At 62.4% G+C, this 26582-nt stretch carries 19 protein-coding genes and 2 pseudogenes; 9 read left to right on the plus strand and 12 right to left on the minus strand.

Going from position 1 to position 26582, the window contains the following annotated elements; translation table 11 throughout:
* Nucleotides 1-50: 50 nt before the first annotated feature.
* The gene (locus tag H0Z09_RS06825) at nt 51-2249 is read right to left on the minus strand and encodes an OsmC domain/YcaO domain-containing protein (RefSeq protein WP_186688788.1); all 2199 of its coding nucleotides are present in this window, start codon (nt 2247-2249) and stop codon (nt 51-53) included.
* A 191-nt stretch (nt 2250-2440) separates the two neighbouring features.
* Here H0Z09_RS06825 and H0Z09_RS06830 point away from each other — a divergent pair, with 191 nt between their 5' ends.
* The gene (locus H0Z09_RS06830) at nt 2441-3115 is read left to right on the plus strand and encodes an HAD family hydrolase (RefSeq protein ID WP_186688790.1); all 675 of its coding nucleotides are present in this window, start codon (nt 2441-2443) and stop codon (nt 3113-3115) included.
* 95 nt (nt 3116-3210) lie between these two features.
* Complete coding sequence (locus tag H0Z09_RS06835) at nt 3211-4776, plus strand: PAS domain-containing methyl-accepting chemotaxis protein (protein WP_186688800.1); 1566 nt, start codon at nt 3211-3213, stop codon at nt 4774-4776.
* A 234-nt stretch (nt 4777-5010) separates the two neighbouring features.
* Here H0Z09_RS06835 and H0Z09_RS06840 read toward each other — a convergent pair.
* A pseudogene (locus tag H0Z09_RS06840) lies at nt 5011-5106 on the minus strand (30S ribosomal protein S5 alanine N-acetyltransferase); the annotation flags it as partial.
* Between the two features lie 13 nt (nt 5107-5119).
* On the minus strand, nt 5120-5596 hold the full coding sequence (locus tag H0Z09_RS06845) for a DUF6882 domain-containing protein (RefSeq protein ID WP_186688804.1): 477 nt from the start codon (nt 5594-5596) through the stop codon (nt 5120-5122).
* A 275-nt stretch (nt 5597-5871) separates the two neighbouring features.
* Here H0Z09_RS06845 and H0Z09_RS06850 point away from each other — a divergent pair, with 275 nt between their 5' ends.
* Nucleotides 5872-6435 (plus strand): cysteine hydrolase family protein, encoded by a 564-nt coding sequence (locus H0Z09_RS06850; protein ID WP_186688807.1) that lies wholly within the window; start codon nt 5872-5874, stop codon nt 6433-6435.
* A 202-nt stretch (nt 6436-6637) separates the two neighbouring features.
* On the opposite strand, the pseudogene H0Z09_RS06855 reads toward H0Z09_RS06850, so the two are convergent.
* Nucleotides 6638-7283 (minus strand): annotated as a pseudogene (locus H0Z09_RS06855) (glutathione S-transferase).
* Between the two features lie 185 nt (nt 7284-7468).
* On the opposite strand from H0Z09_RS06855, the gene H0Z09_RS06860 reads away from it, so the two are divergent.
* On the plus strand, nt 7469-8038 hold the full coding sequence (locus tag H0Z09_RS06860; protein WP_186688810.1) for a TetR family transcriptional regulator: 570 nt from the start codon (nt 7469-7471) through the stop codon (nt 8036-8038).
* A gap of 562 nt (nt 8039-8600) precedes the next feature.
* Here H0Z09_RS06860 and nirD read toward each other — a convergent pair.
* Together nirD and nirB are read right to left on the minus strand one after the other, a co-directional pair.
* Complete coding sequence (gene nirD, locus H0Z09_RS06865; protein ID WP_186688813.1) at nt 8601-8963, minus strand: nitrite reductase small subunit NirD; 363 nt, start codon at nt 8961-8963, stop codon at nt 8601-8603.
* On the minus strand, nt 8963-11503 hold the full coding sequence (nirB, locus tag H0Z09_RS06870) for a nitrite reductase large subunit NirB (protein ID WP_186688816.1): 2541 nt from the start codon (nt 11501-11503) through the stop codon (nt 8963-8965). The genes nirD and nirB overlap by 1 nt, the downstream gene beginning before the upstream one ends.
* 587 nt (nt 11504-12090) lie before the next feature.
* Here nirB and H0Z09_RS06875 point away from each other — a divergent pair.
* The gene (locus H0Z09_RS06875) at nt 12091-16074 is read left to right on the plus strand and encodes a bifunctional nitrate reductase/sulfite reductase flavoprotein subunit alpha (protein WP_186688820.1); all 3984 of its coding nucleotides are present in this window, start codon (nt 12091-12093) and stop codon (nt 16072-16074) included.
* Between the two features lie 43 nt (nt 16075-16117).
* Here the strand turns inward: H0Z09_RS06875 and H0Z09_RS06880 are convergent, their stop codons facing one another.
* The gene (locus H0Z09_RS06880; RefSeq protein WP_162279226.1) at nt 16118-16306 is read right to left on the minus strand and encodes a hypothetical protein; all 189 of its coding nucleotides are present in this window, start codon (nt 16304-16306) and stop codon (nt 16118-16120) included.
* On the opposite strand from H0Z09_RS06880, the gene H0Z09_RS06885 reads away from it, so the two are divergent.
* Complete coding sequence (locus H0Z09_RS06885; protein ID WP_186688822.1) at nt 16224-18161, plus strand: methyl-accepting chemotaxis protein; 1938 nt, start codon at nt 16224-16226, stop codon at nt 18159-18161. The genes H0Z09_RS06880 and H0Z09_RS06885 overlap by 83 nt on opposite strands.
* 649 nt (nt 18162-18810) lie before the next feature.
* Here H0Z09_RS06885 and H0Z09_RS06890 read toward each other — a convergent pair.
* From H0Z09_RS06890 to H0Z09_RS06900, 3 genes are all read right to left on the minus strand, one after another.
* Nucleotides 18811-19521 (minus strand): nucleotidyltransferase domain-containing protein, encoded by a 711-nt coding sequence (locus H0Z09_RS06890; RefSeq protein ID WP_186688824.1) that lies wholly within the window; start codon nt 19519-19521, stop codon nt 18811-18813.
* A 62-nt stretch (nt 19522-19583) separates the two neighbouring features.
* Nucleotides 19584-20063, minus strand: coding sequence for an ATP-binding protein (locus H0Z09_RS06895; RefSeq protein WP_186688826.1), 480 nt, complete (start codon nt 20061-20063; stop codon nt 19584-19586).
* 18 nt (nt 20064-20081) lie between these two features.
* Nucleotides 20082-21110 (minus strand): UV damage endonuclease UvsE, encoded by a 1029-nt coding sequence (locus H0Z09_RS06900; protein WP_186688828.1) that lies wholly within the window; start codon nt 21108-21110, stop codon nt 20082-20084.
* A 346-nt stretch (nt 21111-21456) separates the two neighbouring features.
* Here H0Z09_RS06900 and H0Z09_RS06905 point away from each other — a divergent pair, with 346 nt between their 5' ends.
* Together H0Z09_RS06905 and H0Z09_RS06910 are read left to right on the plus strand one after the other, a co-directional pair.
* The gene (locus H0Z09_RS06905) at nt 21457-21882 is read left to right on the plus strand and encodes a DUF2231 domain-containing protein (protein WP_186688831.1); all 426 of its coding nucleotides are present in this window, start codon (nt 21457-21459) and stop codon (nt 21880-21882) included.
* On the plus strand, nt 21879-23171 hold the full coding sequence (locus H0Z09_RS06910; RefSeq protein WP_186688834.1) for a sorbosone dehydrogenase family protein: 1293 nt from the start codon (nt 21879-21881) through the stop codon (nt 23169-23171). The genes H0Z09_RS06905 and H0Z09_RS06910 overlap by 4 nt, the downstream gene beginning before the upstream one ends.
* A 30-nt stretch (nt 23172-23201) precedes the next feature.
* Here H0Z09_RS06910 and H0Z09_RS06915 read toward each other — a convergent pair whose 3' ends face one another.
* Complete coding sequence (locus H0Z09_RS06915; protein WP_186688836.1) at nt 23202-24107, minus strand: LysR substrate-binding domain-containing protein; 906 nt, start codon at nt 24105-24107, stop codon at nt 23202-23204.
* Nucleotides 24108-24201: 94 nt separating this feature from the next.
* Between H0Z09_RS06915 and H0Z09_RS06920 the strand changes: the two genes are divergently transcribed.
* A complete protein-coding gene (locus tag H0Z09_RS06920; protein WP_186688838.1) occupies nt 24202-25179 on the plus strand; it encodes a DMT family transporter in 978 nt (325 codons plus the stop codon).
* Here H0Z09_RS06920 and H0Z09_RS06925 read toward each other — a convergent pair.
* Complete coding sequence (locus tag H0Z09_RS06925) at nt 25166-26569, minus strand: MFS transporter (protein ID WP_186688841.1); 1404 nt, start codon at nt 26567-26569, stop codon at nt 25166-25168. The genes H0Z09_RS06920 and H0Z09_RS06925 overlap by 14 nt on opposite strands.
* Nucleotides 26570-26582 lie beyond the last annotated feature (13 nt).

The raw sequence follows: 26582 nt of genomic DNA on the forward strand, positions 1-26582 counted from the left end.
GACTGACACTCAGCATTCGCGAGCAAGCCCGCTCCCACAGGGGATTTGCGTCAGCTTGAAGCCAGGTTGGCGCGCGCCGCATGCAGCTTCTTGTAGCTCTCGATCAAGCGCTGATGCCGCTCCAGCCCTTCCAGCTTCATGCTGGTCGGCGTCAAGCCATAAAAACGCACGCTGCCGTTGACCGAACCAATCACCGCGTCCATGCGCTCGTTGCCAAACATGCGGCGGAAGTTGGTTTCGTAATCCGCCAGGTCCAGGTCGTCGTCCAGTTCCATCTCCAGCACCGCATTCATCGCCTGGTAGAACAGGCCGCGGTCGGCGGTGTTGTCGTTGTACTGCAAGAACATTTCCACGCATTCCTTGGCCTCTTCGTATTGCTTCAAGGCCAGGAAGATCAGCAGCTTCAACTCCAGGATGGTGAGCTGGCCCCAGACGGTGTTGTCGTCGAACTCGATGCCGATCAAGGTGGTGATGTCGGTGTAGTCGTCCAGCTCGCTTTCGATCAGGCGCTCGACCAGCGCGTGCAACTCGGCGTCATCCAGGCTGTGCAGGTTGAGGATGTCCGCGCGGAAAAACAGCGCCTTGTTGGTGTTGTCCCAGATCAGGTCATCCACCGGGTAGATTTCCGAGTAGTCCGGCACCAGAATCCGACACGCAGTCGCGCCCAGGTGTTCATACACGGCCATGTAGGACTCTTTACCCATGCCTTCGAGAATGCCGAACAGGGTGGCGGCCTCCTGGGCATTGGCGCCTTCGCCTTCGCCCGAAAAATCCCACTCGACGAACTCATAGTCCGACTGGGCACTGAAGAAGCGCCACGACACCACCCCGCTGGAGTCGATGAAGTGCTCGACGAAGTTGTTAGGCTCGGTCACCGCCTGGCCTTCGAAGGTTGGCTGCGGCAGGTCGTTCAAGCCTTCGAAACTGCGACCTTGCAACAGTTCGGTAAGGCTGCGCTCCAGCGCCACTTCCAGGCTTGGGTGCGCGCCGAAGGAGGCGAACACGCCGCCGGTGCGCGGGTTCATCAGGGTCACGCACATCACCGGGAACTCACCGCCCAGGGACGCATCCTTGACCAGCACCGGGAAGCCCTGGGCTTCCAGGCCCTGGATCCCGGCGAGAATCCCCGGGTATTTGGCCAGTACCTCGGCCGGCACGTCCGGCAAGGCAAACTCACCTTCGATGATTTCGCGCTTCACCGCGCGCTCGAAGATCTCCGACAGGCACTGCACCTGGGCTTCGGCCAACGTGTTGCCCGCGCTCATGCCATTGCTGAGGTAGAGGTTTTCGATCAGGTTGGATGGGAAGTACACCACCTGGCCGTCCGATTGGCGCACGAACGGCAGCGAGACGATACCGCGCGCTTCGTTGCCGGAATTGGTGTCGAACAGGTGCGAGCCGCGCAATTCACCGTCGCGGTTGTAGATCTTCAGGCAGTACGCATCGAGGATTTCGCTGGGCAGTTCGTCATCGGGGCCTGGCTGGAACCAGCGCTCGTCCGGGTAATGCACGAACGGCGCATTGGCCAATTCCTCACCCCAGAACTGATCGTTGTAAAAGAAGTTGCAGTTGAGCCGCTCGATAAACTCGCCCAGTGCCGACGCCAAGGCGCCCTCCTTGGTCGCGCCCTTGCCGTTGGTGAAGCACATCGGTGAATGCGCGTCGCGGATATGCAGCGACCACACGTTGGGCACGATGTTGCGCCACGAGGCAATTTCGATCTTCATGCCCAGGCCGGCCAGGATCGCCGACATGTTGGCAATGGTCTGTTCCAGCGGCAGGTCCTTGCCGGCGATGTAGGTAGGCGTCGCCCCGGCAGCGGCCGGCATCAACAGCGCCTGGGCGTCGGCGTCGAGGTTGTCGACCTCTTCGATCACGAACTCAGGCCCGGCCTGCACCACTTTCTTCACGGTGCAACGGTCGATGGAGCGCAGGATGCCCTGGCGGTCCTTGTCGCTGATATCCGCTGGCAATTCCACCTGGATCTTGAAGATCTGGTTGTAACGGTTTTCCGGGTCGACGATGTTGTTCTGCGACAGGCGGATATTGTCCGTGGGAATGTTGCGCGTGCTGCAGTAGAGCTTGACGAAGTACGCCGCACACAACGCCGACGACGCCAGGAAGTAATCGAAGGGCCCCGGTGCCGAGCCATCGCCTTTGTAGCGGATCGGCTGGTCGGCAATCACCGTGAAGTCATCGAACTTGGCTTCGAGCCGGAGGTTGTCGAGAAAGTTGACCTTGATTTCCATGGGGGCACACCAGAATAACGGGTAGACAAAAATGGCCGCCATTATGAGGGGTTTGCGCGCAAAGTTCAGGCTTTTGCGCTATGCGGGCCGCCGTGCGAAAAATCGAACCCCCAAACTCCAGGGCACTCCAAGCCACGTGATGTCACTCAAGCTGATATCCCATCACCCCGTTTTGATTGGAGAACAGCCCCATGCGACCGCAAACTTCATTTATCTTCGACCTCGACGGCACCTTGACCGACAGCGTCTATCAAAACGTCGCCGCCTGGAAAGAAGCGCTGGACGCCGAGCGCATCCCCTTGGCGATGTGGCGCGTTCACCGCAGGATCGGCATGAGCGGCGGGCTGATGTTGAAGTCGCTGTCCCGTGAAACCGGGCTGGACATCAGCGAACAGCAAGCCCGGCGTCTTGAAGACCTGCATGCCGAGGCCTACGCACGCTTGCAGGGCCAGATCATTGCACTGCCCGGTGCGCTGCAGTTGCTCGAGACCCTCAGCGAGGCCGGCCTCAACTGGTGCATTGCGACCAGCGGCGGTGTCGATACCGCCAAGATCAACCTCAAGGCGCTGCAACTGGACATCGAGCAGGTCAACATCATTACCCGTGACGACGTGAAGTACGGCAAGCCCGACCCGGACCTGTTCCTCGCCGCCGCCGAGCACATGCGGGTGCCGATCGATGAATGCCTGGTGATCGGCGATGCGGTCTGGGACATGCTCGCCGCGCGTCGTGCAAAAGCCACCGGCATTGGCCTGTTGTCCGGCGGCTATGACATTGGTGAGCTTGAGCGTGCCGGCGCCCTGCGCGTCTATGAAGATCCGCTGGATCTGTTGCAGCACTTGGATGAGATTGCTTCGCTGCCTTGAGCCCTTGCGTCGCTTCCTGAATACCGTCCGACAATCAGTCATCAACTTATCCCAAATGGTGCCGATGACCTTCAGGTAATTCAGGGAGCAGCCGAATGCGCAACAACCAGCCGGTAACACAGCGCGAGATTTCCCTCGCGCCTCAGCAAAAACTCATTTCCGCCACGGATGTGCGGGGCAACATCACTTACTGCAACGACGCCTTTGTCGATATCAGCGGTTTTGAACGTGATGACCTGATCGGAGCGCCGCAGAATATCGTGCGCCATCCCGATGTGCCGCCGGCGGTGTTTGCGCACATGTGGAGTGCGCTCAAGCAGGGGCTGCCGTGGATGGGCATCGTCAAGAACCGTTCGAAAAACGGCGACCATTATTGGGTCAACGCCTACGTCACGCCGATCTACGAAGGCAGCAGCGTGGTGGGCTTTGAGTCAGTGCGGGTCAAGCCCAGCGCCGACGAAGTTCGCCGTGCCCAGGCACTGTACCGCCGCATCAGCCAGGGAAAGCCGGGCGTGCCGCGCCAGGATGCCTGGCTGCCGGCCGTCATGAGCTGCGTGCCGTATGCGGCAACCGGGCTGGCCGGCAGCCTCGCCGGGCTGTTCCTCAGTGCACCGGTGGCCATTGCCGTGGCCGTCGCGGTGGCGCTGCCGGTGGGTCTGCTCTGCTCACACTGGCGTCAAGGCAGTACCTTGCGGTTGTTGCAGGGTGTCGAGCCGTCAACGTCGGATGCGTTGATCGCGCAAATGTACAGCGACACCCGCGGCCCCCAGGGACGCTTGGAAACCGCATTTCTCAGCCAGACCTCGCGCCTGAAAACCTGCCTCACCCGCTTGCAGGACAGTGCCGAACAACTCAGCGCCCTGGCCGGCCAATCCGACAAGCTCGCCACCGCCAGTTCCAAGGGCCTGGACCGCCAGCGCGTCGAAACCGAACAAGTCTCGGCCGCCGTCAACCAGATGGCCGCCACCACCCAGGAAGTCTCCAGCCACGTACAGCGCACCGCCGATGCCACCCAGCAAGCCAACGTGCTGACCAGCCGTGGCCGTGAAGTGGCGCGCGATACCCGCGAAGCCATCGAACGCCTGTCCGCCGTGGTGGGCGAGACCGGCGCCACCGTGGCGCAATTGGCCAAGGACAGCGACGAAATCGGCAGCGTGGTGGATGTGATCAAGGGCATTGCCGACCAGACCAACCTGCTGGCCCTCAACGCCGCGATTGAAGCCGCGCGTGCCGGCGAACAAGGCCGGGGCTTTGCGGTGGTGGCCGATGAAGTGCGCCAACTGGCCCAGCGCACCTCGCAATCCACCACGCAGATCCACGCGCTGATCACGCAGCTGCAAACGTCGTCCAACAACGCCGTGCACAGCATGCAAAACGGCCAGCGCCAGGCCCAGGAAGGCGTGGCCTGGGTACTGGAAGCCGATCAGGCGCTGGTGGGCATCAGCGAGGCCGTGTCGCACATCACCGACATGACCACCCAGATCGCCGCCGCCACCGAGGAACAGAGCGCCGTCGCCGAAGAGATCAGCCGCAACATCACCACCATCGCCGAACTGGCCGACCAGACCTCGATACAAGCGCATCAATCCACGGACCTGAGCAAGGAGCTGACCAATACCGCGGCCACCCAATATGCGTTGGTTGAGCGGTTCAACCGCTGACCAGCAGCCTTCCGGCGCCCGTCGTCATGGGCGACGGGCGCCGGTTTTTTCCACGAAGCGCGCTTTTCTGTGGGAGCTGACCTGCCTGCGATGGCATCAACTCGGTAAGCCTGATACACCGCAGCGTCTACATCGCAGGCAAGCCAGCTCCCACATATGGCCGCGTTCTAACCCGTAAATCGTCCACAGGCAGGCACGGGATGAGACACCCACACAACCGGTGTTCAACTCCAATCAGCCGTTTTCACCAGGGTTGATCAACGTTCTCAAAATAGGGTCTTCCCAAACCCCGGCAATTTTCAAATACGCCCGCGCATACCCTTCCCCTTCACAATCGCCTGGCTCATTGAACCGTCCTGATAGTTCTGATCGCCAGAAACGTAGTAGGCCCCTCGGGACCGGACGGCGCCCGGTAGCAGCCTTGCGCCTGGAGGTGATGAACGGCTGCGGCGGTCAGTTCCCAGGCCATGCCTTCGTCGTGAACCGCAAAGGCCTCATCGCTTCCAAAAATTTCACGCCCGGTAATGGCCTGGAGCTGTTTGAGTGGCAGCGCGGCGTCACGCAAGGCCGGTTCAACGCTAGGGTTACTCCAGGCCCATTTCCAGGTGTTGGACCTGGGCGAAAAACTGCCGACGCTCACCACTTCTGCCACGACGGCCAGCCTGTCGTGGCTGTCGAGGAACTGGACCACCCCGGTGGCCTGTTCGAACCACCAGCGGGCCATTTCACCCAACCCATAAGTGCGGCTCAACTCCGTTTGCTTGAGTGACAGCTCATCCATCACCTGCGCCAAAAATGCTTCGAATTCATGGTCCGTCATGGACGTCTCCTTGGTGAGGCTCAACCGGTTGGTACAAGGCGGCTTGGGGCACAGCCGTTGCGAATCATGCTGGCTGTGCGGCGCCGGGTTTTTATCACGCACGCAATTATGAAGAACCTGACCCGTCAGAACCAGCGACTAGTCGGGGTATCGAGCACACATGAACTCAACGAACGCCCGCACGTTTGGCGCCGCGAGGTGCCTGTCGTGATGATCTTGCCCAGCGATCTAATTTGAGTGTTATGTTTCGAGCCTCACACGCAACGGGACGTGCCATGCAACCGCCAGCCACCAACGCAGCACTGCTGATCATCGACATGCAGCAAGGCATGAACCAGCCGAAACTGGGGCGTCGCAACAACCCGGATGCCGAAGTGCAAATAGAGCGCTTGCTCGGTGCGTGGAGGCAATCCGGCCGCCCTGTCGTCCATATCCGGCATATATCCCGCGCCCCCGGCTCGGTGTTCTGGCCGGGCCAGCCCGGTTGTGAGTTTCAGCCCGCGCTGCAACCACTCGCGCATGAGCATGTGGTGGAGAAGAATGTTCCGGATGCCTTTGCGGCGAGCGGGCTGGAGCGCTGGCTGCACGCGCGCTCGATCCGGCAATTGGTGATCGTCGGTGTTATTACCAACAACTCAGTCGAGGCAACGGCGCGTTCCGGCGGCAACCTGGGTTTTGAGGTGACGGTGGTTTCAGACGCCTGCTACACGTTCGATCAAAGCGATTTATCCGGACGCTTGTGGCCGGCCGAGGATGTGCATGCGTTGTCGTTGAGCAACCTGGCGATGGACTATGCCGCAGTGGTCGAGACTGACCAAATCCTGGCTCATTCAGCTTGATTCCCGCCAGCCAACAGGCCTGTTGTGGCGAGCGGGCTTGTCCCGCGTTGGGCTGCGAAGCAGCCCCAAAACCAACCGCTACGGAATATCTGATACACCGTATTCGGCTTACCGGGGCTGCTACGCAGCCCAACGCGGCACAAGCCCGCTCGCCACAAGGGACCTCGTTAGCCTCTGACGTCGGCCTTGCATACCATAGCGTCTAACGCGGTTGCGCAACCATCGCGCGCCACGCCTGAACGCTAGCCCGTTCGTTCACCCTGGCAAGCCAGGCCTGCAAAGCCTCGCATTCGGCCGGTACCGGCAGTTCCACCAGCGCGGCGAAGATCATGCCGCCCAGCACGGCGATGTCCGCCATGGAAAACTCATTGCCCGCGACGTAGGGCCGGGACTTGAGCACGGCGTCGAAGTAGCGCATGCCTCGCACCGCCTTGTCGCGCATGCGCAGGCCCCATTCGGCGTTTTGATAGAGCTCGACCTCCGGGCCAAGCCCAGGCGTGGCGTGATGGAAGTACACGCTGACCGCGTCCATGAACTCGATCCGCGCGCTTGGTCATCATGTGGATCAAGCCTTGCTCGACCGGCGTTCTGCCGGTCAGGATCGGAGTGCCATCCAGAGCATCCAGGTACTGAGTAATCGCCGTGCATTCGGCGATGAGCGTGCCATCGTCCAGTTGCAACACCGGCAAGGTCCCGGAGTAGTTGAGGGCCAGGAACGCGGGTTGCTTGTGCTCGCCGTTCCAAAGGTTGACCGACACGAGCTCTATCCTGGGCAGCAGGCCTTTCTCGGCCAATGCAATGCGCACACGCGCCGGATAGGGGCCGTTGTACCAGTCATAAATCTTCATCATCGGTGGTTGGGCAGCAGCGGAATGTTGCGATTGCGTCGTCATGATGTGGTCGCCTACCTGTCAAGTGGTAGGTAAAGATTGTGGGCTTTTATCGGCACTGTCAAGCACTACCTACCACTTGGCAGGTAAAAAGCTTTAAGCGTAGAATCCGTCCATCTCCCTACGCACCGAGGAATCCACACGTGAGCGAAAACGCCCGGGAAGCCATCCTGGAAGCCGCCCGAATCGCCGCCCAGCATTACGGCTACAACGGCATCAACTTCCGCAGCATCGGTGAAACGGTGGGGATCAAGAACGCCAGCATCTACTACCATTTCCCCAGCAAAGCCGAGCTCGGCGCAGCCGTTGCCAAGCGGTACTGGGAAGACACCGCCAGGGTCCTTGAGGCCATGCGCGAGGAAAACCCCGACCCGCTGCAGTGCCTACGGGCCTACCCGAACATTTTTCGCAAATCGCTCGAAGACGGTAACCGCCTGTGCCTGTCCAGCTTCATGGCGGCCGAGTACCTGGATTTGCCCGAGGGCGTGAAGAAAGAGATCCTGGCGTTTGCCGATACCAACGTGGCCTGGCTCGCGGCCCTGCTCGATGAAATAACGCCAGGCGATTCGCAAAGCAACGAGCGCCGCGCCCGGGCGATCTACACCGCCATCGCCGGCGCACAATTGATTGCACGCACCCGCGCCGATCTGCGCGTGTTCGACGAACTGATCCAGAGCTATCGGGACGTGGGACTCATCCCTAATGCCGGTTAATTAAGCCTGCATTGCTCCTACAAACTGTGGGAGCTGTCGAACCCCGGCGAGGCTGCGAAGGCGGTGGCATTGCTGGCATCTTCATCGCCTGACACTCCGCTTTCGCAGCCTCGCTAAAGCTCGACAGCTCCCACAGGGGATCGGCTGTGGCAGGTGGGATTTGCGGTGTGGCGGCTGGCGCAATTCGAGCGGCGCTGGGGATCAATGTGGGAGCTTTCGAGCCCCGGCGAGGCTGCGAAGGTGGCGGCACTGCTGACTTATTCAGTGCCTGACACTCCGCTTTCGCAGCCTCGCTAAAGCTCGACAACTCCCACAGGGGATCGGCTGCATGGGTTGGATTTGCGGTGTGGCGACTGGCGCAATTCGAGCCGCGCCGCCGCTCGAAAATGTGGGAGCTGTCGAGCCCCGGCGAGGCTGCGAAGGCGGCGGCACTACCGCCTTATTCAGTGCCTGACACTCCGCTTTCGCAGCCTCGCTAGAGCTCGACAGCTCCCACAGGGGATCGGCTGCGGCAGGTGGGATTTGGGTTTCAGCGGCTGGCGCAACTCCAGTAGATGGAGCATCACTCCATCCCAATCTCCACCACTCCCCCGTTCAACCGCACCGGCCACACCCGCAGGTACTGATCCGGCGCCTCCAGGCATTGGCCGTCCTCAAGACGGTAATGCTGCTTGTAGATCGGCGCCGCCACCACCAAGTCGCCCTTGATACTGCCGAGCAAGCCACGACCGATCACATTCGCCCCTGACTCCGGGTCGTGGTTGTCGATGGCGTACAGCGTCTGGTTCTGAGCGCCCGGCAGGTAGAACAGCGCAACTTGCGCGCCATCCAGCCACACCACCACGCCGGAGTTGCTCACCAGGTCCTTCTCGCTGCACACGCTTTTCCAGGTAGCCAGGTTGCGTTGAGTGTTGAGCGTGCTCATCAGGCAGTCTCCTCGATCACGGGGATCAGGTTGAGTTCGGCGGCCATGATCGGCCGGCGCTGGCCACGCTCCTGGACGAAGTGGATGTCCGGGTCGGGGCGTTTGTCGTTGACGAAGGTGCGGAAGCGCTTGAGTTTTTCCGGGTCTGCGAGGGCGTTGGCCCATTCGCATTCGTAGCGGTCGACCACCAGCTGCATCTGCGCTTCGAGTTCAGCACCCAGGCCGAGGCTGTCGTGCAGGATCACGTCCTTGAGGAAATCCAGGCCACCTTCCAGGCTTTCACGCCATACCGAGGTGCGCTGCAACTTGTCGGCGGTGCGGATGTAGAACATCAGGAAGCGGTCGATGTAGCGGATCAGCGAGGCGTCGTCCAGGTCGGTGGCGAACAGCTCGGCATGGCGCGGGCGCATGCCGCCGTTGCCGGCGATGTAGAGGTTCCAGCCCTTCTCGGTGGCGATTACGCCCACGTCCTTGCTTTGGGCTTCGGCACACTCCCGGGTGCAACCCGATACCGCAAACTTGAGCTTGTGCGGCGAACGCAGGCCTTTGTAGCGGTCCTCGATCAGCAGCGCCATTTTCACGCTGTCCTGCACGCCGTAGCGGCACCAGGTGCTGCCCACGCAGGACTTCACCGTGCGCGTGGATTTGCCATAGGCGTGCCCGGTCTCGAAACCCGCCGCGATCAGCTCGCCCCAAATGTCCGGCAGTTCGTGCAGTTGCGCACCAAACAGGTCGATGCGCTGACCACCGGTGATCTTGGTATAGAGGTCGTATTTCTTCGCCACTTCGCCGATCACGATGAGTTTTTCCGCAGTGATCTCGCCGCCTGGAATACGCGGCACCACCGAGTAGGTGCCGTTCTTCTGCATGTTGGCCATGAACGTATCGTTGGTGTCCTGCAGCGGCACCAGGGACGCGTCCATGATTGGCTGGTTCCAGCACGACGCCAGGATCGAGCCGACCGCCGGCTTGCACACATCGCAACCGGTGTGCCCACGGCCGTGCTTGGCCAGCAGTTCGTCGAAGGTGATGATCCCTTCCACGCGCACCAGGGCATACAGCTCCTGGCGCGTATAGGCGAAGTGCTCGCACAGGCTTTTGTCGACGCTGACGCCACGGGCGATCAGCTCATGCTCGAACACCTGCTTGAGCAGGCCGGCGCAGCCACCACAGCCGGTGCAGGCCTTGGTCTGGGCCTTGAGCGCGCCGAGGTCGCTGCAGCCGCCGTCGATCGCTGAGCAAATCGAGCCTTTGGTCACGTTGTGGCAGGAGCACACGGTGGCCGACTCCGGCAAAGCGCCGGGGCCGAGGGTCGGTGCGCCGCTGGACGAAGGCAGGATCAGGCTGGCCGGCTCGGGCGGCAGCGCAATGCTGTTCTGCATGTACTGCAGCAGCGTGTCGTAGTAGCTGTTGTCGCCCACCAGTACCGCGCCGATCACATGCTTGCCTGATGCATCGACCACCAGGCGCCGGTAGCTGGCGCTGGCTTCGTCGATAAACTGGTAGCTGCGCGCGCCCGGTGTGTGGCCATGGGCGTCGCCGATGGAGCCTACGTCCACGCCGAGCAACTTGAGCTTGGTGGACATGTCCGCGCCAACAAACGGCTCGGCGCTTTGCTCGCAGAGCAGCGCAGCAACGCCGCGGGCCATCTGGTAGCCCGGCGCGACGAGGCCGAACAGGCTGCCGTTCCAGGACGCGCACTCGCCAATCGCGTAAATATTCGGGTCGATGCTCAGGCATTCGTCATTGATGACCACGCCGCCGCGCGGGCCGATGTCCAGGCCGGCCTGACGCGCCAACGCATCCTGGGCGCGGATACCGGCGGAGAACACGACCAGGTCGGTTTCGAGAAATTCCTCATTGGCAAAGTTCATGCGGTAGCGGTACTGCTCGCCCGCGCTGATCGACTGGGTCGCCCGCGACAAATGCACGCCCACGCCCAGCCGCTCGATCTGCGCCTTGAGCGCCAGGCCGCCGAAGTCGTCCAGTTGCACCGGCATCAAGCGCGGCGCGAATTCCACTACGTGCGCTTCAAGGCCCAGGCTCTTCAGCGCGTTGGCGGCTTCCAGACCCAGCAGGCCACCGCCCACCACCACACCGCGCCGGGCATTGGCGGCCGCTTTGCGAATCGCGTCCAGGTCCTCAAGCGTGCGATACACCAACCGCGAATCGCCCTCGGCGCCTTCAATGGGCGGCACAAAGGGATAGGAACCGGTGGCCAGCACCAGCTTGTCATAAGCCACGCAGCCCTCGGCGGTGATCACCTCGCAGCGGGCGCGGTCGATCTCCAGCACCGGCACGCCCAAGTGCAAGGTCACGCCTGGGGTCTGGTACAACGAGGCTTCGGACAATGCCAGCGACTCGGCATCGCGGCCGGTGAAATACTCGGACAGATGCACCCGGTCATAGGCGCGCATCGGCTCCTCGCTGAACACGTGCAAGCGGTAGTGATCCAGCGCACCGCGTTCGATCAGTTGCGCCACACAGTGGTGGCCGACCATGCCATTGCCGACGACGATCAGGGTTTTGAGACTGTTCATATAAAGCACCCGACAAAGCTCATCACGGTTTAAAAAAGCAAAAAAAAACGCCTGAAACCTTTCGGTTCCAGGCGCCTTTGCCTGTTCTTATGCAGGTTGGGACCGGGCGACTGCGCCGGATCCACCGCTATTGCCCAAGGTGTCGATCGTCGTTGACCGAAGTGGGTTGAGGGGGAGCTTGCAGGGTCTGTGCCAAATACTGGCACTGCCCATTGCAACGGCCTCTGGCGCCAATCGAAGGAGCCAGACATTTCCTCCTGCGCCTCCCGTTGGTGCGCCACGCTTCATAAATGTGCATGTAGTGAGCGGGCTTGCCCCGCGCTGGGGGGCGAAGCCGCCCCAATCGGACCGCTGCGGTGTGTCATTTGAAATTGGGGTGACTGGTTTGGGGCCGCTGCGCAGCCCAGCGCGGGCGGTGCGACGATTCGACAAGCCCGCTCACTACAGGGCCGAACCTGGCGCGTGATTTGCTAGGAAGATGCAAACCAAGCAGTCAACGCTGACTGCCTCTCACGACAAAGGCGCCGTGTAATCCCCGTGTTCAACGGAGGGTTGCAAGGCGCCTTTTTTGTTTACACAGGTGATTGATGGCAAACCAGAGCGTACGTAGCGTGTGTCCCTATTGTGGCGTGGGCTGCGGTATCGTCATGCAGGTCGAACACAATAAAGTGGTGAAGGTGACCGGCGACAAGGACCACCCCACCAACTTCGGCCGCCTGTGCACCAAGGGCACCACCTGCGGGCAAGCCATCGCCGAGTCCGGTCGCATGGAGCACGCCTATGTGCGCCAGGCCCGGGACCACGACCCGGTGCGAATCGCCATGGACAAGGCCATCAGCGAAACCGCCGGCCGCTTGCGCCACGTCCTCGACACGCACGGGCCGGATGCGTTGGCCTTCTACGTGTCGGGCCAGATGTCGCTGGAATCCCAATACCTGATCAACAAGCTGGCCAAGGGCTTCGTGCGCACCTCCAACATCGAGTCCAACTCGCGCCTGTGCATGGCCAGCGCCGGCAGCGGCTACAAACTGTCCCTGGGCTCCGACGGCCCGCCGGGGTCCTATGAGGATTTCGACCGCGCCGACCTGTTCTTCGTGATCGGCGCCAACATGGCCGACTGTCACCCGATTTTGTTCCTGCGCATGATGGACCGGGTCAAGGCCGGGGCCAGGCTGATCGTGGTAGACCCCCGGCGCAGCGCCACGGCAGACAAGGCCAACCTGTTCCTGCCGATAAAACCGGGCACCGACCTGGCCTTGCTCAACGGCCTGTTGCACCTGCTGGTGAAAAACGGCCATACCGACCCGGCCTTTATCGCCGCTTTCACCGAAGGCTGGGAGGCCATGCCGGCGTTTCTGGAAGACTACCCGCCCCAGCGGGTCGCCGCCATCACCGGCCTGGCCGAAGCCGATATCCGCCAGGCCGCCGACTGGATCGGCCAGGCCGCCGAGTGGATGAGCTGCTGGACCATGGGCCTCAACCAGAGCACCCACGGCACCTGGAACACCAACGCCCTGTGCAACCTGCACCTGGCCACCGGCGCCATTTGCCGGCCGGGCAGCGGGCCGTTTTCCCTCACGGGCCAACCCAACGCCATGGGCGGTCGCGAAATGGGTTATATGGGGCCTGGCCTGCCGGGGCAACGCTCGGTGCTGGTCGAGGCGGACCGTGCCTTTATCGAGGACCTGTGGCAGATCCCCCACGACAGCCTGCCGCGCAAGGCCGGCGACGGTACCGTGGCGATGTTCGAGCAGATGGCTGCCGGGCAGATCAAGGCCTGCTGGATCATCTGCACTAACCCGGTGGCCAGCGTGCCCAACCGCCAGACCGTTATCAAAGGCCTGCAAGCCGCCGAACTGGTGATCGCCCAGGATGCCTTCCTCGACACCGAGACCAACCGCTACGCCGACATTCTGCTGCCCGGCGCGCTATGGGCCGAGGCCGAAGGGGTGATGATCAACTCCGAGCGCAACCTGACCCTGATGCAAAAGGCCGTCGACGCCCCCGGCGAGACCTTGCCCGACTGGCAGATCATCGCCAGGGTCGCGTGTGAGATGGGCTTTGCCGAGGCCTTCACCTACACCTGCGCAGCCGAGGTGTTTGAAGAAATCAAACGCGCCTGGAACCCCACGACCGGCTACGACATCCGCGGCGCAAGCTACCCGCGCCTGCGCGAAAAGCCGCTGCAATGGCCCTGCGCATCCGCCGACGCAGCGGACCGTAACCCGATCCGCTACGTAAAGGACGGCACCCTCAGCTTCGCCACCGAAAACGGCAAAGGCCGGTTCTTCGCCCGCCCCCATATGCCGGCGACGGAGATGCCCGATGACGCATTCCCCTTCGTGCTCAACACCGGGCGCGTGCAGCACCAATGGCACACGATGACCAAGACCGGCAAGGTCGCCACGCTGAATAAACTCAACCCCGGCCCGTTCGTGGAACTGCACCCCGAAGACGCCGCGCGCCTGGGCATCAAGGACAAGGACGCCGTGGAAGTGCGCTCCCAGCGTGGCCGCGCCGTGCTGCCTGCCGTGGTCACCAACCGGGTGCGGCCCGGCAACTGTTTTGCACCTTTCCATTGGAATGATGTGTTCGGCGAACACCTGGCGATCAACGCCGTGACGCATGATGCCGTCGACCCGATTTCGTTGCAGCCCGGGTTCAAGTTCTGCGCTGTTTCCCTGGCGCGGGTTGAACTGATCGAACACCAGTTGCTGGACCTTCCCGCCCCTCTACCAGAGGAACTCGCCATGTCGCGCCTTGACGCTTTCGCCGACATCGCCGGCCTGCGCAATGTGCCGCCGCCTCAGTTGAGCGACAGCGAACGCACCTACCTCGCCGGATTTCTCAGTGGCCTGCAGTCCAGCGCCGCGCGTCAGGACGACGGCATGCCGACGCTCCCGGCGAATGCGCCGCTGGCCCGGGAGTCACGCTTGTGGCTGGACGGCTTGCTCGGCGGCTTGTTCAGCCGTGCGCAAACCATGGCAACGCCCTCCCCGGCCGTTACCCTGCTGTGGGCGTCGCAGACCGGCAATGCCGAGGCCCTGGCCGAGCGGTTTGCCCAGCGTCTGCGCGAGGCCGGCATCAGCGTAGAGTTGAGCGCGATGGCGGATTTTCCCGCAAGCAAACTGGCGAGCACCCACACCCTGGCGCTGATCAGCAGCACCTTTGGCGACGGCGACCCGCCGGACAATGGCGAGGGTTTCTGGCACAGCCTCAGCACCGCCGAGACACGCCTGGAGTCGCTGCGCTTTGCGGTGCTGGCCTTGGGCGATCCGAATTACGACCAGTTCTGCAACCACGGCAAGCGGCTCGACCAGCGCCTGCTGGAACTGGGCGCCACCCGCCTGCTGGAGCGCGTCGACTGCGATACCGAATTCGAAGCCCCCGCCGACGCCTGGCTGGTGCGGTTCCAGCAAAGCCTCAACCCGGTAAAGTCCATGGCGCCCGCCATGCCCGCCACGCCTGCCGGTAAAACCAAGCTGTATGGCTCGCGCCTGCTGCTCAACCGTCACCTGAACCCGCAAAGCCCGCACAAGGAAACCCGCCAGTTCGCCCTGGACCTGGCCGACTCAGGGCTGAGCTATGAAGCCGGTGATGCACTGGGTGTCAGGCCACGCAACTGCCCCGAGCTGGTCAGCGAATTGCTCGAACTGACGCGCCTGGATGCCAGTACCTGCGTGAACATCGATACCTTCGGCGACGTACCGCTGCAACAGGCGCTCACCCAGCACTTCGAAATCGCCCGCCCCAGCAGCGACACCTTGACCTTCATCGCCGAGCGCAGCGCCGATCCAGGCCTCAAGCATTTGCTCAACCCCGAGCACAAGGCCGAACTGAATGAGTGGCTATGGGGCCGGCAATTGGCGGATGTATTGCAGCAATACCCCATCGAGTGCTCGGCGGACGAACTGCTGGGCACCCTCAGGCGCCTGCAACCGCGCTTGTATTCCATCGCATCGAGCGCCAAGGCCTTCCCGCGGGAAGTGCACCTCACCGTGGCCGCGGTGCGTTACGGCAAGCGCAAAGGCGTGTCCTCGACCTTCCTCGCCGACCGCGTCGGCGACGGCGAAGTGCCGCTGTTCGTGCAGCCGTCCAAGCACTTCCGCACGCCAAGCGACGGCGATGTGCCGATGATCATGATCGGCCCCGGCACCGGCATCGCCCCCTTCCGTGCGTTTTTGCAGGAGCGTCGCGCCCTGGGGCATCAGGGGCGTAACTGGCTGTTTTTTGGCGAACAACACGCGGCCAGCGACTTCTACTACAAGGACGAGTTGCAGGGCATGCAACAGGATGGCCTGCTCACCCACTTGAGCCTGGCGTTCTCCCGCGACCAGGCGCAGAAGGTCTACGTGCAGGACCGCATCCGCGAACAGGGTGCGCAGCTTTGGGGTTGGTTACAGGATGGCGCCAAGCTGTATATCTGCGGCGATGCGAGCCATATGGCCAAAGACGTCGACCAGGCCCTGCGGCACGTCGCGCAAACCCACGGCGGGCTTGGCGCTGAAGGCGCCGTGGAATACTGGCGCCAGTTGAGCGAGCAGAAACGTTATTTGCGTGATGTGTACTGATTGGATACAGAACAATCGCAATTTGTATTGTGTACAAAAAACCCTAAAGGTTTCTCGAAGCCGGGCCGAAACAGAGTGATAGCAAATCGCCGTAGCGCCTACTGGTGAGCACGACGATTTGGCCGCCCTTCACGCTGATGGTCGTCTTGATGAAAATAAAAAATAAGCTGGTGCTGGCATTTGTTTCTGTGGCTTTTATCCCGGTGAGCCTTGTGGCCGTGATCTCGGTCATGAACACACGCACCCAGGCGGTGGATCAGTTTATCGATGGCAGCACCCGGGAAATCCGCCAGATCGACGGCAACATCCGCCAGTTCTTCGACGGCACGCTGCAGAACGTCGATCAAATGGCCACCGATCCTGTATACACGTCGATTAACACACTCAAGAACTATCAGCCCGCCGATGCGGCCAGCCAGCCGATGCCTGCCGAAGCCCAAACGGTGATCGAGCGTTTCGCGCGCTTTGGCGCTACGCACCCGACGGCGGCGATCCTGTCGATCGGGCTGGAAGACGGCACCTACGCCAAGTGGCCGGATGACCCGCAACTGGCCAAGTACGACCCGCGCACCCGGCCCTGGTACAAGGCGGCAATGGCCAGCCCCGGCAAGACCGTGCGCACGCCCGCCTATTACTATGACAAAGACGACGTGGCGTTGGTCGGCACCGCCCGCGCACTGTTGGAAAACGGCAAGGCCAAGGGCGTGTTCGTGGTCAGCGTCTCGCTGAAAAACCTCACCGAACTGGTCAAGAGCATCAAGCTGGGAGAAAGCGGCTACGTGATGCTGATCGAAGACGGCGTGGTGCTGGTTGACCCGCGTGACGCAGCCCACGGTTTCAAGCCGCTCAAGGACCTGGGCGCGCCGTATGCGCACCTGGCCGACACACCCCAGGGCTCCACCGAAGTGGTAATCGATGGCGTGCGCTATATGGCCAACGTATGGACCTCGCCCGGCCTGGGCTGGCGCTATATCGGGCTGATCGAACAGCGCGAAGTCATGGCCGAAGCCACACGCATGACCTACCTCACCGCCATTATCGTGGGCGTCCTGGTGCTGATTTTCGGGCTGATCGCGGCGGCGTTTTCCAACGTCATCGTCAAGCCCATCGGCCAGGTCAGCACCGGCTTGCAGTCTATCGCCGAGGGTGAAGGTGACCTGCGCCACGAACTGCAGGTGCAAGGCAAGGATGAAACCGCCGAACTGGCCGGCTGGTTCAACAAGTTCCTGGCGGCGATTCGTCAGCTGATCCAGCATATCGGCGCGGCCTCGGCCAATTTGCACAATGCTTCCAAGGTCAACAGCGAAGTGGCGCACAACATGAACGAAGCCGCGGGCCGGCAACGCGAGGCGGTGGAGCTGGTGTCCACGGCGTTCAACGAAATGGTCGCTACCGCCAACGAGGTGGCACGTTCCTGCAGCGGCGCGGCAGAATCCGCCGAAAACGGGCACCGCCGCGTGGCCGAGGGCAAGCAGCAGATCGAAGTCACCACCGACAACGTCAACCGCCTGGGGCGCCGCCTGACCGAGTCGTCCGAGGCCATGGCCGAACTGGAGGCTGGCAGTCGCAGCATCAACCAGATCATCGGCACCATCCGCGCGATTGCCGAACAGACCAACCTCCTGGCGCTCAACGCCGCCATCGAGGCCGCCCGCGCCGGTGACCAGGGCCGAGGGTTTGCCGTCGTGGCCGACGAAGTCCGTGCGTTGGCCAAGCGCACTTCGGACTCTACCGGCGAAATCGAGCAACTGCTCGGCACCCTTGGCAGCAAGACCGAGGAAGTCACGCAAAAGATGGGCAGTTGCCTGGACTTGTCGCGGGCCAGCGTCGCCTCCATCGAGAGCGCGCGCGACAGCTTTGAAGGCATACAGACGTCGGTCAACGAGATCCGCGATCAAAACCTGCAGATCTCCGCCGCCGCCGAGGAACAACACAGCGTGGCCGAAGAGATCAACCGGCATATCCAACAGATCTACGACGAGGCGCGGCTGGTGGAAAGCCTGGCCAATTCGGCGCAGGACGACTCGGGGCGGTTGTCGGACCTGTCGGATGAGTTGAATGGGTTGGTGGGGCGGTTCAAGTCGTAGCCGTGGTTTTTCGATGGCCTGACACACCGCTATCGCTGCCTCGCTAAGGCGGCGGCATTGCTGGCATTTTCGCCGCCTGACACTCCGCTTTCGCAGCCTCGCTAAAGCTCGACAGCTCCCACAGGGGATCGGCTTTTGTCGGTTGGATTTGCGGTGTGGCGACTGGCGCCCTTTTCAGCAGCACCGCCGCTCAACTGTGGGAGCTGTCGAGCCCCAGCGAGGCTGCGAAGGCGGCGGCATTGCTGGCATCTTCATCGCCTGACACTCCGCTTTCGCAGCCTGCTCGGGAGCTCCCACAGAGGATCGGCTGTGTTGGCTAGATTTGCGTTGTAGCGGCTGGCGCAATCTCAGCCGCGACGAAGATCAAATGTGGGAGCTGTCGAGCCCCGGCGAGGCTGCGAAGGCGGCGGCATTGCTGGCATTTTCATCGCCTGACACTCCGCTTTCGCAGCCTCGCTAAAGCTCGAGAGCTCCCACAAGGGATCGGCTTTTGTCGGTTGGATTTGCGGTGTAGCGACTGGCGCCATTTTCAGCAGCACCGCAGCTCAACTGTGGGAGCTGTCGAGCCCCAGCGAGGCTGCGAAGGCGGCGGCATTGCTAGCATCAGCATCTCCTGACACTCCGTTTGATCATACGAGCATCAGGAAAACTATCGTTGCTCCAGAATCATCCAAGCCAAAAACGCTTCGAGACGCACTGCGAACTTTTCGGCGGCGGCACTCGGATTTCTGGCTTCAAACAGGAAAAATGCCACCTCCGTCACCTTCATCGGATACGCCTGAACGAACAGCGCAACATGCTCTTCAAGTGTCTGAGGCCATGTAACCGCATCTTGCGGCCGTAGCACCTGCGTGGCCCGGAGCAATTTGCGCGCGGCTTCACGCTGCAAGACAAGCCGCTGCTGCTCTGTCTCGGCGCGCGCGATACGCGCAAGGTAGGCGGTCAATACCGATTCGAAGTCTCCGTTTACTGCCAAGGCAACGTCCAGTGAGGGGCGAAACCGCTCAAAGCGCAGTGCCAGGTCATTACCCCACAGGCATCGGCAGTGATGCTTGAGCCAGAACCCCCAACTGTATTTGTTCTCAGCCGCCAGTACCTGCGCGCGACTGCCGATATCAAAATCAACCTTGGTGACCAGCGGGTACCGACGCTCAATGTCGCGCCTCACCGCTTCCAACTGCTCCAATACCTGAGGCGTCGGCGATTCACTCAGAACCAGGGAGAGATCAAGGTCGGAAACACCCGGCACGGCGTCACCACGGGCGATGCTGCCATAAAGGTAGATGCCGTCCATTCCCAGTTCGTCCCGCGAAAGCGAGGTGCAGACATCATCAAGCAATGGCTGAAATGACGGCTGCATGCACGTCTGGGGAACAGTGAGGATGAACCCCTCTTGGTCGACCCCTCTCGCGTTCGTTCTACTCACGGCCGATACACCTCAATCACCAACCCCTCCTCCTCACTGGGTGCACAAAAATGCCGTGTGATCAGGTCAAACTCGGCATCCGTCGCCGCAAAGTCGTGTTCACCTTGCGCATTGCGCGCGTGCAGGCGGGCGCGGCAGGTGGCGTCGTCCAGTTCCAGGTAGTGCAGGCGGTGCGGTACGCCCGCCGTCCGTGCCAGGCCCACCAGCCAGGTGCGATTGGCCAGGGTGTTGGCCGGGAAATCCAGCACCACATTGACGCCTGCGGCCAGCATATCTATCACCAGCGGCTCCAGCACGCCGCGAATGCGTTGAGCGCAGCGCAGGTAATCCGCCACTGACGCGATCTCACCGGGGTATAGCCGCGCGAGCCACTGGTCCTCACTCAGCACCACTGCGCTGTGTTGCACGCCGAGGTGCTTGGCGAGCGTGGATTTGCCCGAGGCGATCTTGCCGCACAACAGGTGCAGGGTCGGCATGGGTGAAGGCTCCTTTCTCTAGATTGAGCGGCGCTTGAAATGCTCATAAAACGCCAGCGCCGCCACGTTCTTGTCCTTGGCTTCGAGCATGATGTCGAAGCGATCGAAAAACTGCAGCGCGTAGTCATTGGTCCAGCGGTTCCACATCTGCGCACTGTGAGCATACAGATCGCGCTTGGAGACCACCTGCAACAGCGCCTCCATTTCCAGCTTTTGCTCGGCGTCGAACCCCAGTTCCTGCAAGACTTCCTGCGGCTGCGAGTAGTGCATGGTCGGGCGCACGCCGCGCCAGCTTTCAATCACGCGGGCAACCCGTTCGGAATCGGGCGCAATGTAGTCGTTTTCATTGATCCAGCAATGGTGGATGTCCAGCACCACCGGCGCCAGGTCAGCCATTTGCAGGCAGTAATCGAGGCCGTAGGTTTTCTCGTCGTTCTCGAAGGTGATGCAATTGCGCGCCACCTCCGACAGGCGCGACCACACCGCGCGGGTGCCTTCCACACCCAGGCGGCCGGCGATGTGCACGTTGCACTTGAGGTCCTGGAAGCGTCGGCCGTAGCCCATCATGCGGATCATGTCGGCGTGGTATTCGAACTCGGCCAGGCTGTTTTCCACCACGCCAGGGTTTTCCGAACCGAGCACGCAGTACTGGCCAGGGTGGAATGACAGGCGAATGTCCGACGCGCGCGCCAGTTCACCGATGGCGGCGAAGCCTTGCGCCAACTGACGTTCGATGGCGGGGTCTTTGTACACGGCGGCGACTTTCGGGTGGCTGTAGAACGGCAGCAGATCGCTGCTCAAGCGCAGCATGCGCAAGGTCGGCGGCAGTTCAGCCACATAGGCCAACAAGCGCAGTTGGGCGGCCAGGTTGTGGGTGACCACTTCCACCAGCTTGTCGCGGGCGACTTGCGCGGTGACCCCGTCCATCCAGCGCAGGGTGGTGGTACGCGGGTTGAACGGGCCTTCGATCAGCTTCAGGGCGCTGGTCGACAGCAGGCGTTCGGGATGCTTGTACTGGCAGGCAAAGCCGATGCGGGGATGGGTCATGGGGGGCCTGATGGTGGCAATCGTCGGGATTATAAAGGCTTAGGCGCCCAACCCGGCCAGGGGTTCACTGCTCAACCACAGAGGCGATAGGTAGTGAGCGGGCTTGCCCCGCGCTGGGTGGCGAAGCCGCCCCAAACCAGGCGACTCGGTTCTGTCTGGAGCTCCGTGGTGTCTTTATTGGGGCGGCTTCGCTACCCAGCGCGGGACAAGCCCGCTCACTACAAAGGTTTGTAGACACCGTGGCCCGATAACATCCCGACACGAAAGCCAATGAACTTTCTGACAAAACGTACGCTCCTTTCCTATGCACTCCCCTGTGCAACGTCAATAAGGAGCCGCCCTTCACATGACTACCCTCCCCACCTACTACCCCACCAAGCCCGGTGCGCTGCATGCAATCTTGCTTGCCGGCAGCGTCCCGTTGTTTCTGGGCGCCCTGCTCAGTGACATTGCCTACGGCCAGACCTACCAGATTCAATGGGCCAACTTCGCGTCCTGGCTGATTGCGGGCGCGTTGGTATTCAGTGGATTCGCGCTGTTGTTCGCGCTGGTCAATCTGCTTCGCGCCGAGCGTAAATCCGGGCGACCGGCCGCGTATTTCCTGCTGTTGCTCGCCGCCTGGGTACTGGGCCTGGTCAATGCCTTCCAGCATGCCAAGGACGCCTTCGCGATGATGCCTGCGGGCCTGGTGCTCTCGGCGATCGTCACGCTGCTGGCATTGGTTGCCGCGTGGATCGGCCTGACTAACCTGCGCTCGGGAGTCGCCCAATGAAAACGTCCAGCACACTGACCCTGTTAAGTGCCGCCCTGTTGCTGACCGCGTGCGGTGGCGAAGGTGACAAGACCCAGGCGCGTGGCCCCGACCCCAAGTTGCCGGAGCAACAAAGCAGCCTGTTGCCGAGCATGAAGATTGCCGAGCCCGTCCCCTGGGGTGAACAGAAACCCAAAGTACCGGAAGGCTACAGCATCAGCGCAATCGCCACTGGCCTCGCCATCCCGCGCCAGACCCTGGTGCTGCCCAATGGCGACATCCTGGTGGCCGAAGGCCGGGGCGGCAGCGCGGCCAAGCTCAAGCCCAAGGATGTGATCGCCAGCCTGATCAAGGCCGAGGGCAACACCAAGGTCAAGGGCGGCAACCGCCTGACGTTGCTGCGCGACGCCGACGGTGATGGCACCTACGAACTCAAGACAGTCTTCGCCGACAACCTCAACGCGCCGTACGGCCTGGCGTTCGCCAACGGTAAACTCTACGTGGCCAACCAGGACGCCTTGGTGAGCTTTGACTACGCCGACGGCCAGACCAAGGCCGCCGGCCCTGCCACCAAGGTCACCGACCTGCCGGCGCAGATCAATCATCACTGGACCAAGTCTCTCGCGGTGAGCGAAGACGGCAGCCAGCTCTATGTGGGGATCGGCTCCAACAGCAATGTCACCGAGCGCGGCATGGAAGTCGAGATCGACCGCGCCATGGTCTGGCAGATCGACGCCGCGACCGGCGCGCACAAACCCTACGCCACCGGCCTGCGCAACCCGACGGCGCTGACCATTCAGCCGGGTTCCGGGCAACTGTGGACGGTCGTCAACGAGCGCGACGAACTGGGGCCCGACCTGGTGCCGGACTACCTGACGTCCGTGCGTGAAGGCGCATTCTATGGCTGGCCCTACAGCTATTGGGGCCAGAACGTCGACCCGCGTGCACAGCCGCAGAACCCGGCCAAAGTCGCCGCCGCGATCAAGCCGGATTACAGCCTGGGTTCCCATGTCGCGGCATTGGGCGTGGACTTTTCCATCCCGCAGATGGGCGAAAAATTCGCCGACGGCGTCTTCGTCGGCGAACACGGCAGTTGGAACCGGGACAACCCGGTGGGCTACAAGGTGATCTTCGTGCCCTTCAGCAACGGCAAGCCCTCCGGCGAGCCGGTCGATTTTGCCACCGGCTTTCGCGGTGACGACGGCAAGACCCGCGGGCGCCCGGTGGGCGTGACGGTGGACCCGAAAGGCGCGTTGATCATCGCCGATGACCTGGCCAACACCGTTTGGCGGGTAACGCGTAACCCATAACCGCGCACGACAGGGGCGACAAAGCCCCTGTCACTCCTCCTGCAGTTGCGCCTCGAGCCAGGCGAGCAACGCCGCCACTTCCTCCCGCCACCCCGCCGCCTGATGCCGGTAAACCGAGATAGCCTCGGGCAAGCGCACGCTCTCGGCGCACGGCCTCACCAGCGCTCCCATTTGCATCAAGCGGCTCGCGGTGCGACGCCAGCCCATGGCAATCCCATGTCCCTCCACGGCGGCTTGCAACATCAGTGGGTAGCTGTCGAACGTCGCGCTGCGCGCGTCCTCGGGCAATGCCTGGCCAAATACCTGCAACCACTCCTCCCACTCCATCAAGTGCGGCGGCGGGGCGCTATGGTGCAGGAGCGTCTGGCGTTGCAACCCGCTCAAGGGCAGCGGTTCGCCCGAGCTGAGGTAGGCCGGGCTGCACACCGGAAACACTTCGTCCGAAGCGGTGAATATCAGGGAGTGAGCCCCGCTGGCGCGCCGCGTGCTTTGCAGGGCTACGTCAAAGGGGTCGTTGAATTCAGTCAATGGCCGGGTGGTGGTCACCACCTGGATCTCGATATGCGGGCATTGCTGGTGAAAGGTCGATAGGCGCGGCATCAGCCAATAAAACGCTTCACACAACTGGCACAGCAACACCACCCGGTGGCTGTTGCGTGTCGCACGCAGGCTGGCGGCACTTTCACCGATGCGGTGCAACGCTGCGCTGACCACACCTGCCAGTTCGCGCCCTTGCGGCGTGAGAAACACGGCGCGATTACGCCGCACGAACAGCTTGACCCCCAGGTCGTCCTCGAGCCCGCGGATCTGCCGGCTGATTGCGGCCTGGGTGATGTGCAGTTCATCGGCCGCCTTGGAAAAACTCTCCAGGCGCGCCGCCGATTCAAAGGGCAGCAAACTGGCCAGGGGCGGTAAGGTTTTGCCGAGCGCATTCATAATCAGCGGTTATGCATCCAGGGCCGAGAACTCGTTTGTAGCACAGCCGCGCGGCCGCGCACCATGGCTGTCGATTACCGGATGGAGTACGCGGATGAAGCCGGCAGCTGTCTCACTGTTTCTCGGCCTGCTGTATGCGCTGGTGGCAACCCTGGGCTGGGCGCTGAACTTCATCACGCCCTACGTCACCGGCCCCTACAGCCTCTACGACCTGATGATGGTGCGATTCCTGTTCGTAGGCGTGCTGGGCGTCGGCGGGCTCATCCTGTGTCGCGCTCGGTTGCCGCTGATTACACCAGGCCGCCGGTTACTCGCCGCAGGCCTGGGAGCGCTGGGTTGCCTGGGTTACGGCGTATGCATCGCCGCTGGCGTGCACCTGGCAGGGCCCGTGCTCACGCCAGCGATGGTCGGGATGGTGCCGCTGTTGCTCGCCTTGCTGGGCAATGCCCATCACAAGACCGTCGAATGGGGCCGGCTGATCGCGCCTTTGTCGTGCCTGCTGGTGGGGTTGCTGCTGGCGAACCTCGGCAGCCTCCATCAACCGGCGTTGAACCCGGGCGCCTGGCTGGCGGGGCTGTTGTGTTCGTTGGGGGCCGTTGCTCTATGGTTGCTGTTCAGCATGCTCAATCAACAGCACCTGGACCGGTTGCCGGTTCAGGCGACCGGAGCATGGACCGCGCTGATGCTGGTGGGCGCCGGTGTGGCCGCGCTTTGCCTGTTGCCGCCGTTGCTGGCCCTTGGGCTGCTGAGGCTGCCGGTCCTCGGTGTCGGGGTTGAACAGGCGGCGCCGCTGTTTGCCTGGAGCCTGGTGATAGCGCTGATGTCCACCGTGGTCGGCGCCTGGGCCTGGAACGCCGCGACGCGGCGCCTGCCCATGGTGCTCAGTGGTCAGTTGATCGCCCTTGAATCCGTGTTCGCCAGCCTGCTCGGCCTGGCGTTCGAAGGCCGCGGCCCGACGCCGATGGAAGCGGCGGGCCTGGCGACGGTACTGATCGGCGTGGTCCTGGCAGTGCGAATCATCCTGGCAGGCAGGCATGGCGCCGACCTGCCCGTGCCAATTACAGGTCGGTGATTTCCTTGTGACGCGGCACCAGTGCCTTCATCACGCTCCAGGCCACCAGATAGGCCAGCGCACAAATCGCAAACATGATCATGTAGCCGGTGTGGATGTCGTTGATGGACTTGTAGTAGTCAAACACCCAGCCGCCGATCTTGGTCATCACCACGCCGCCCAGGCCGCCGGCCATGCCGCCGATGCCGACCACCGAAGCCACGGTCTTCTGCGGGAACATATCGGACACGGTGGTGAAGATGTTGCACGACCACGCCTGGTGCGCAGATGCACCCACGCCGATCAGCAATACCGGTATCCAGAAGCTGATGTAGCCCAAAGGCTGCGCCAGCAATACCACCAGCGGGAACAGTGCGATCACCAGCATGGCTTTCATGCGGCCATCGTAGGGTGCATCCCCGCGCGCCATGAAGTAGCTGGGGAACCAGCCGCCGCCGATGCTGCCCACCATGGTCATGCTGTACAGCACCGCCAGCGGCAGCACGATATCGGGGCCTTTCATGCCGTATTGCGCCGACAGGTAGGTGGGCAGCCAGAACAGGAAGAACCACCACACGCCGTCCGTCATGAACTTGCCGAAGGCAAACGCCCAGGTCTGGCGATAGGTGAGCAATTTGAACCACGAGACTTTTTTCTCCACCGCGCCAACGCTCGCGGGGGTCAAGGGCTGCACGGTCTGGTCGCTGCGGATATAGGCCAGCTCTTCGGCGGACAGACGCGGTTGTTCATCCGGCTTCTTGTAGAGCGCGATCCACACGGCGACCCACACGAAACCCAGCCCGCCGATCACGATGAACGCCGCTTCCCAACCCCACAGACCGGCAATCAACGGCACGCAGATAGGCGCCAGGATTGCGCCGACGTTGGCGCCGGAGTTGAAGATCCCGGTGGCCAGCGAACGTTCCTTCTTGGGGAAATACTCGGCGGTGGCCTTGATCGCGATCGGGAAGTTGCCCGCCTCGCCAATCGCCAGCACCGCGCGGGACAACATGAAACCGGCAATCGACACAGGTATCACCGCCAGGCCGATCGCACCGCTGATGGCGGCGATGCCCTCGCCCATCGGCACCGAGAACGCATGCATGATGGCGCCAGTGGACCAGATGCCAATCGCCAACACATAGGCGGCCTTGGTGCCGATCTTGTCGACGAAGCGCCCGGCGAACAGCATGGAAATGGCGTAGACGAACTGGAACACCGCGGCAATGTTGGCGTAGTCGGTGTTGCTCCAGCCAAATTGCGTCGACAGTTGCGGCGCCAGCAAGCTGAGCACCTGGCGGTCGAGGTAGTTGACGGTGGTTGCGAAAAACAGCATCGCGCAGATGGTCCAGCGATAGTTGCCTACAGCTTGGCCAACGCGGTGAGCGTGGATGGGCTCGATCAGATTCATGGCATCACTTTTT

The organism is Pseudomonas sp. SWRI18 (assembly GCF_014268345.1).
Classification (GTDB): Bacteria; Pseudomonadota; Gammaproteobacteria; order Pseudomonadales; family Pseudomonadaceae; genus Aquipseudomonas; species Aquipseudomonas cedrina.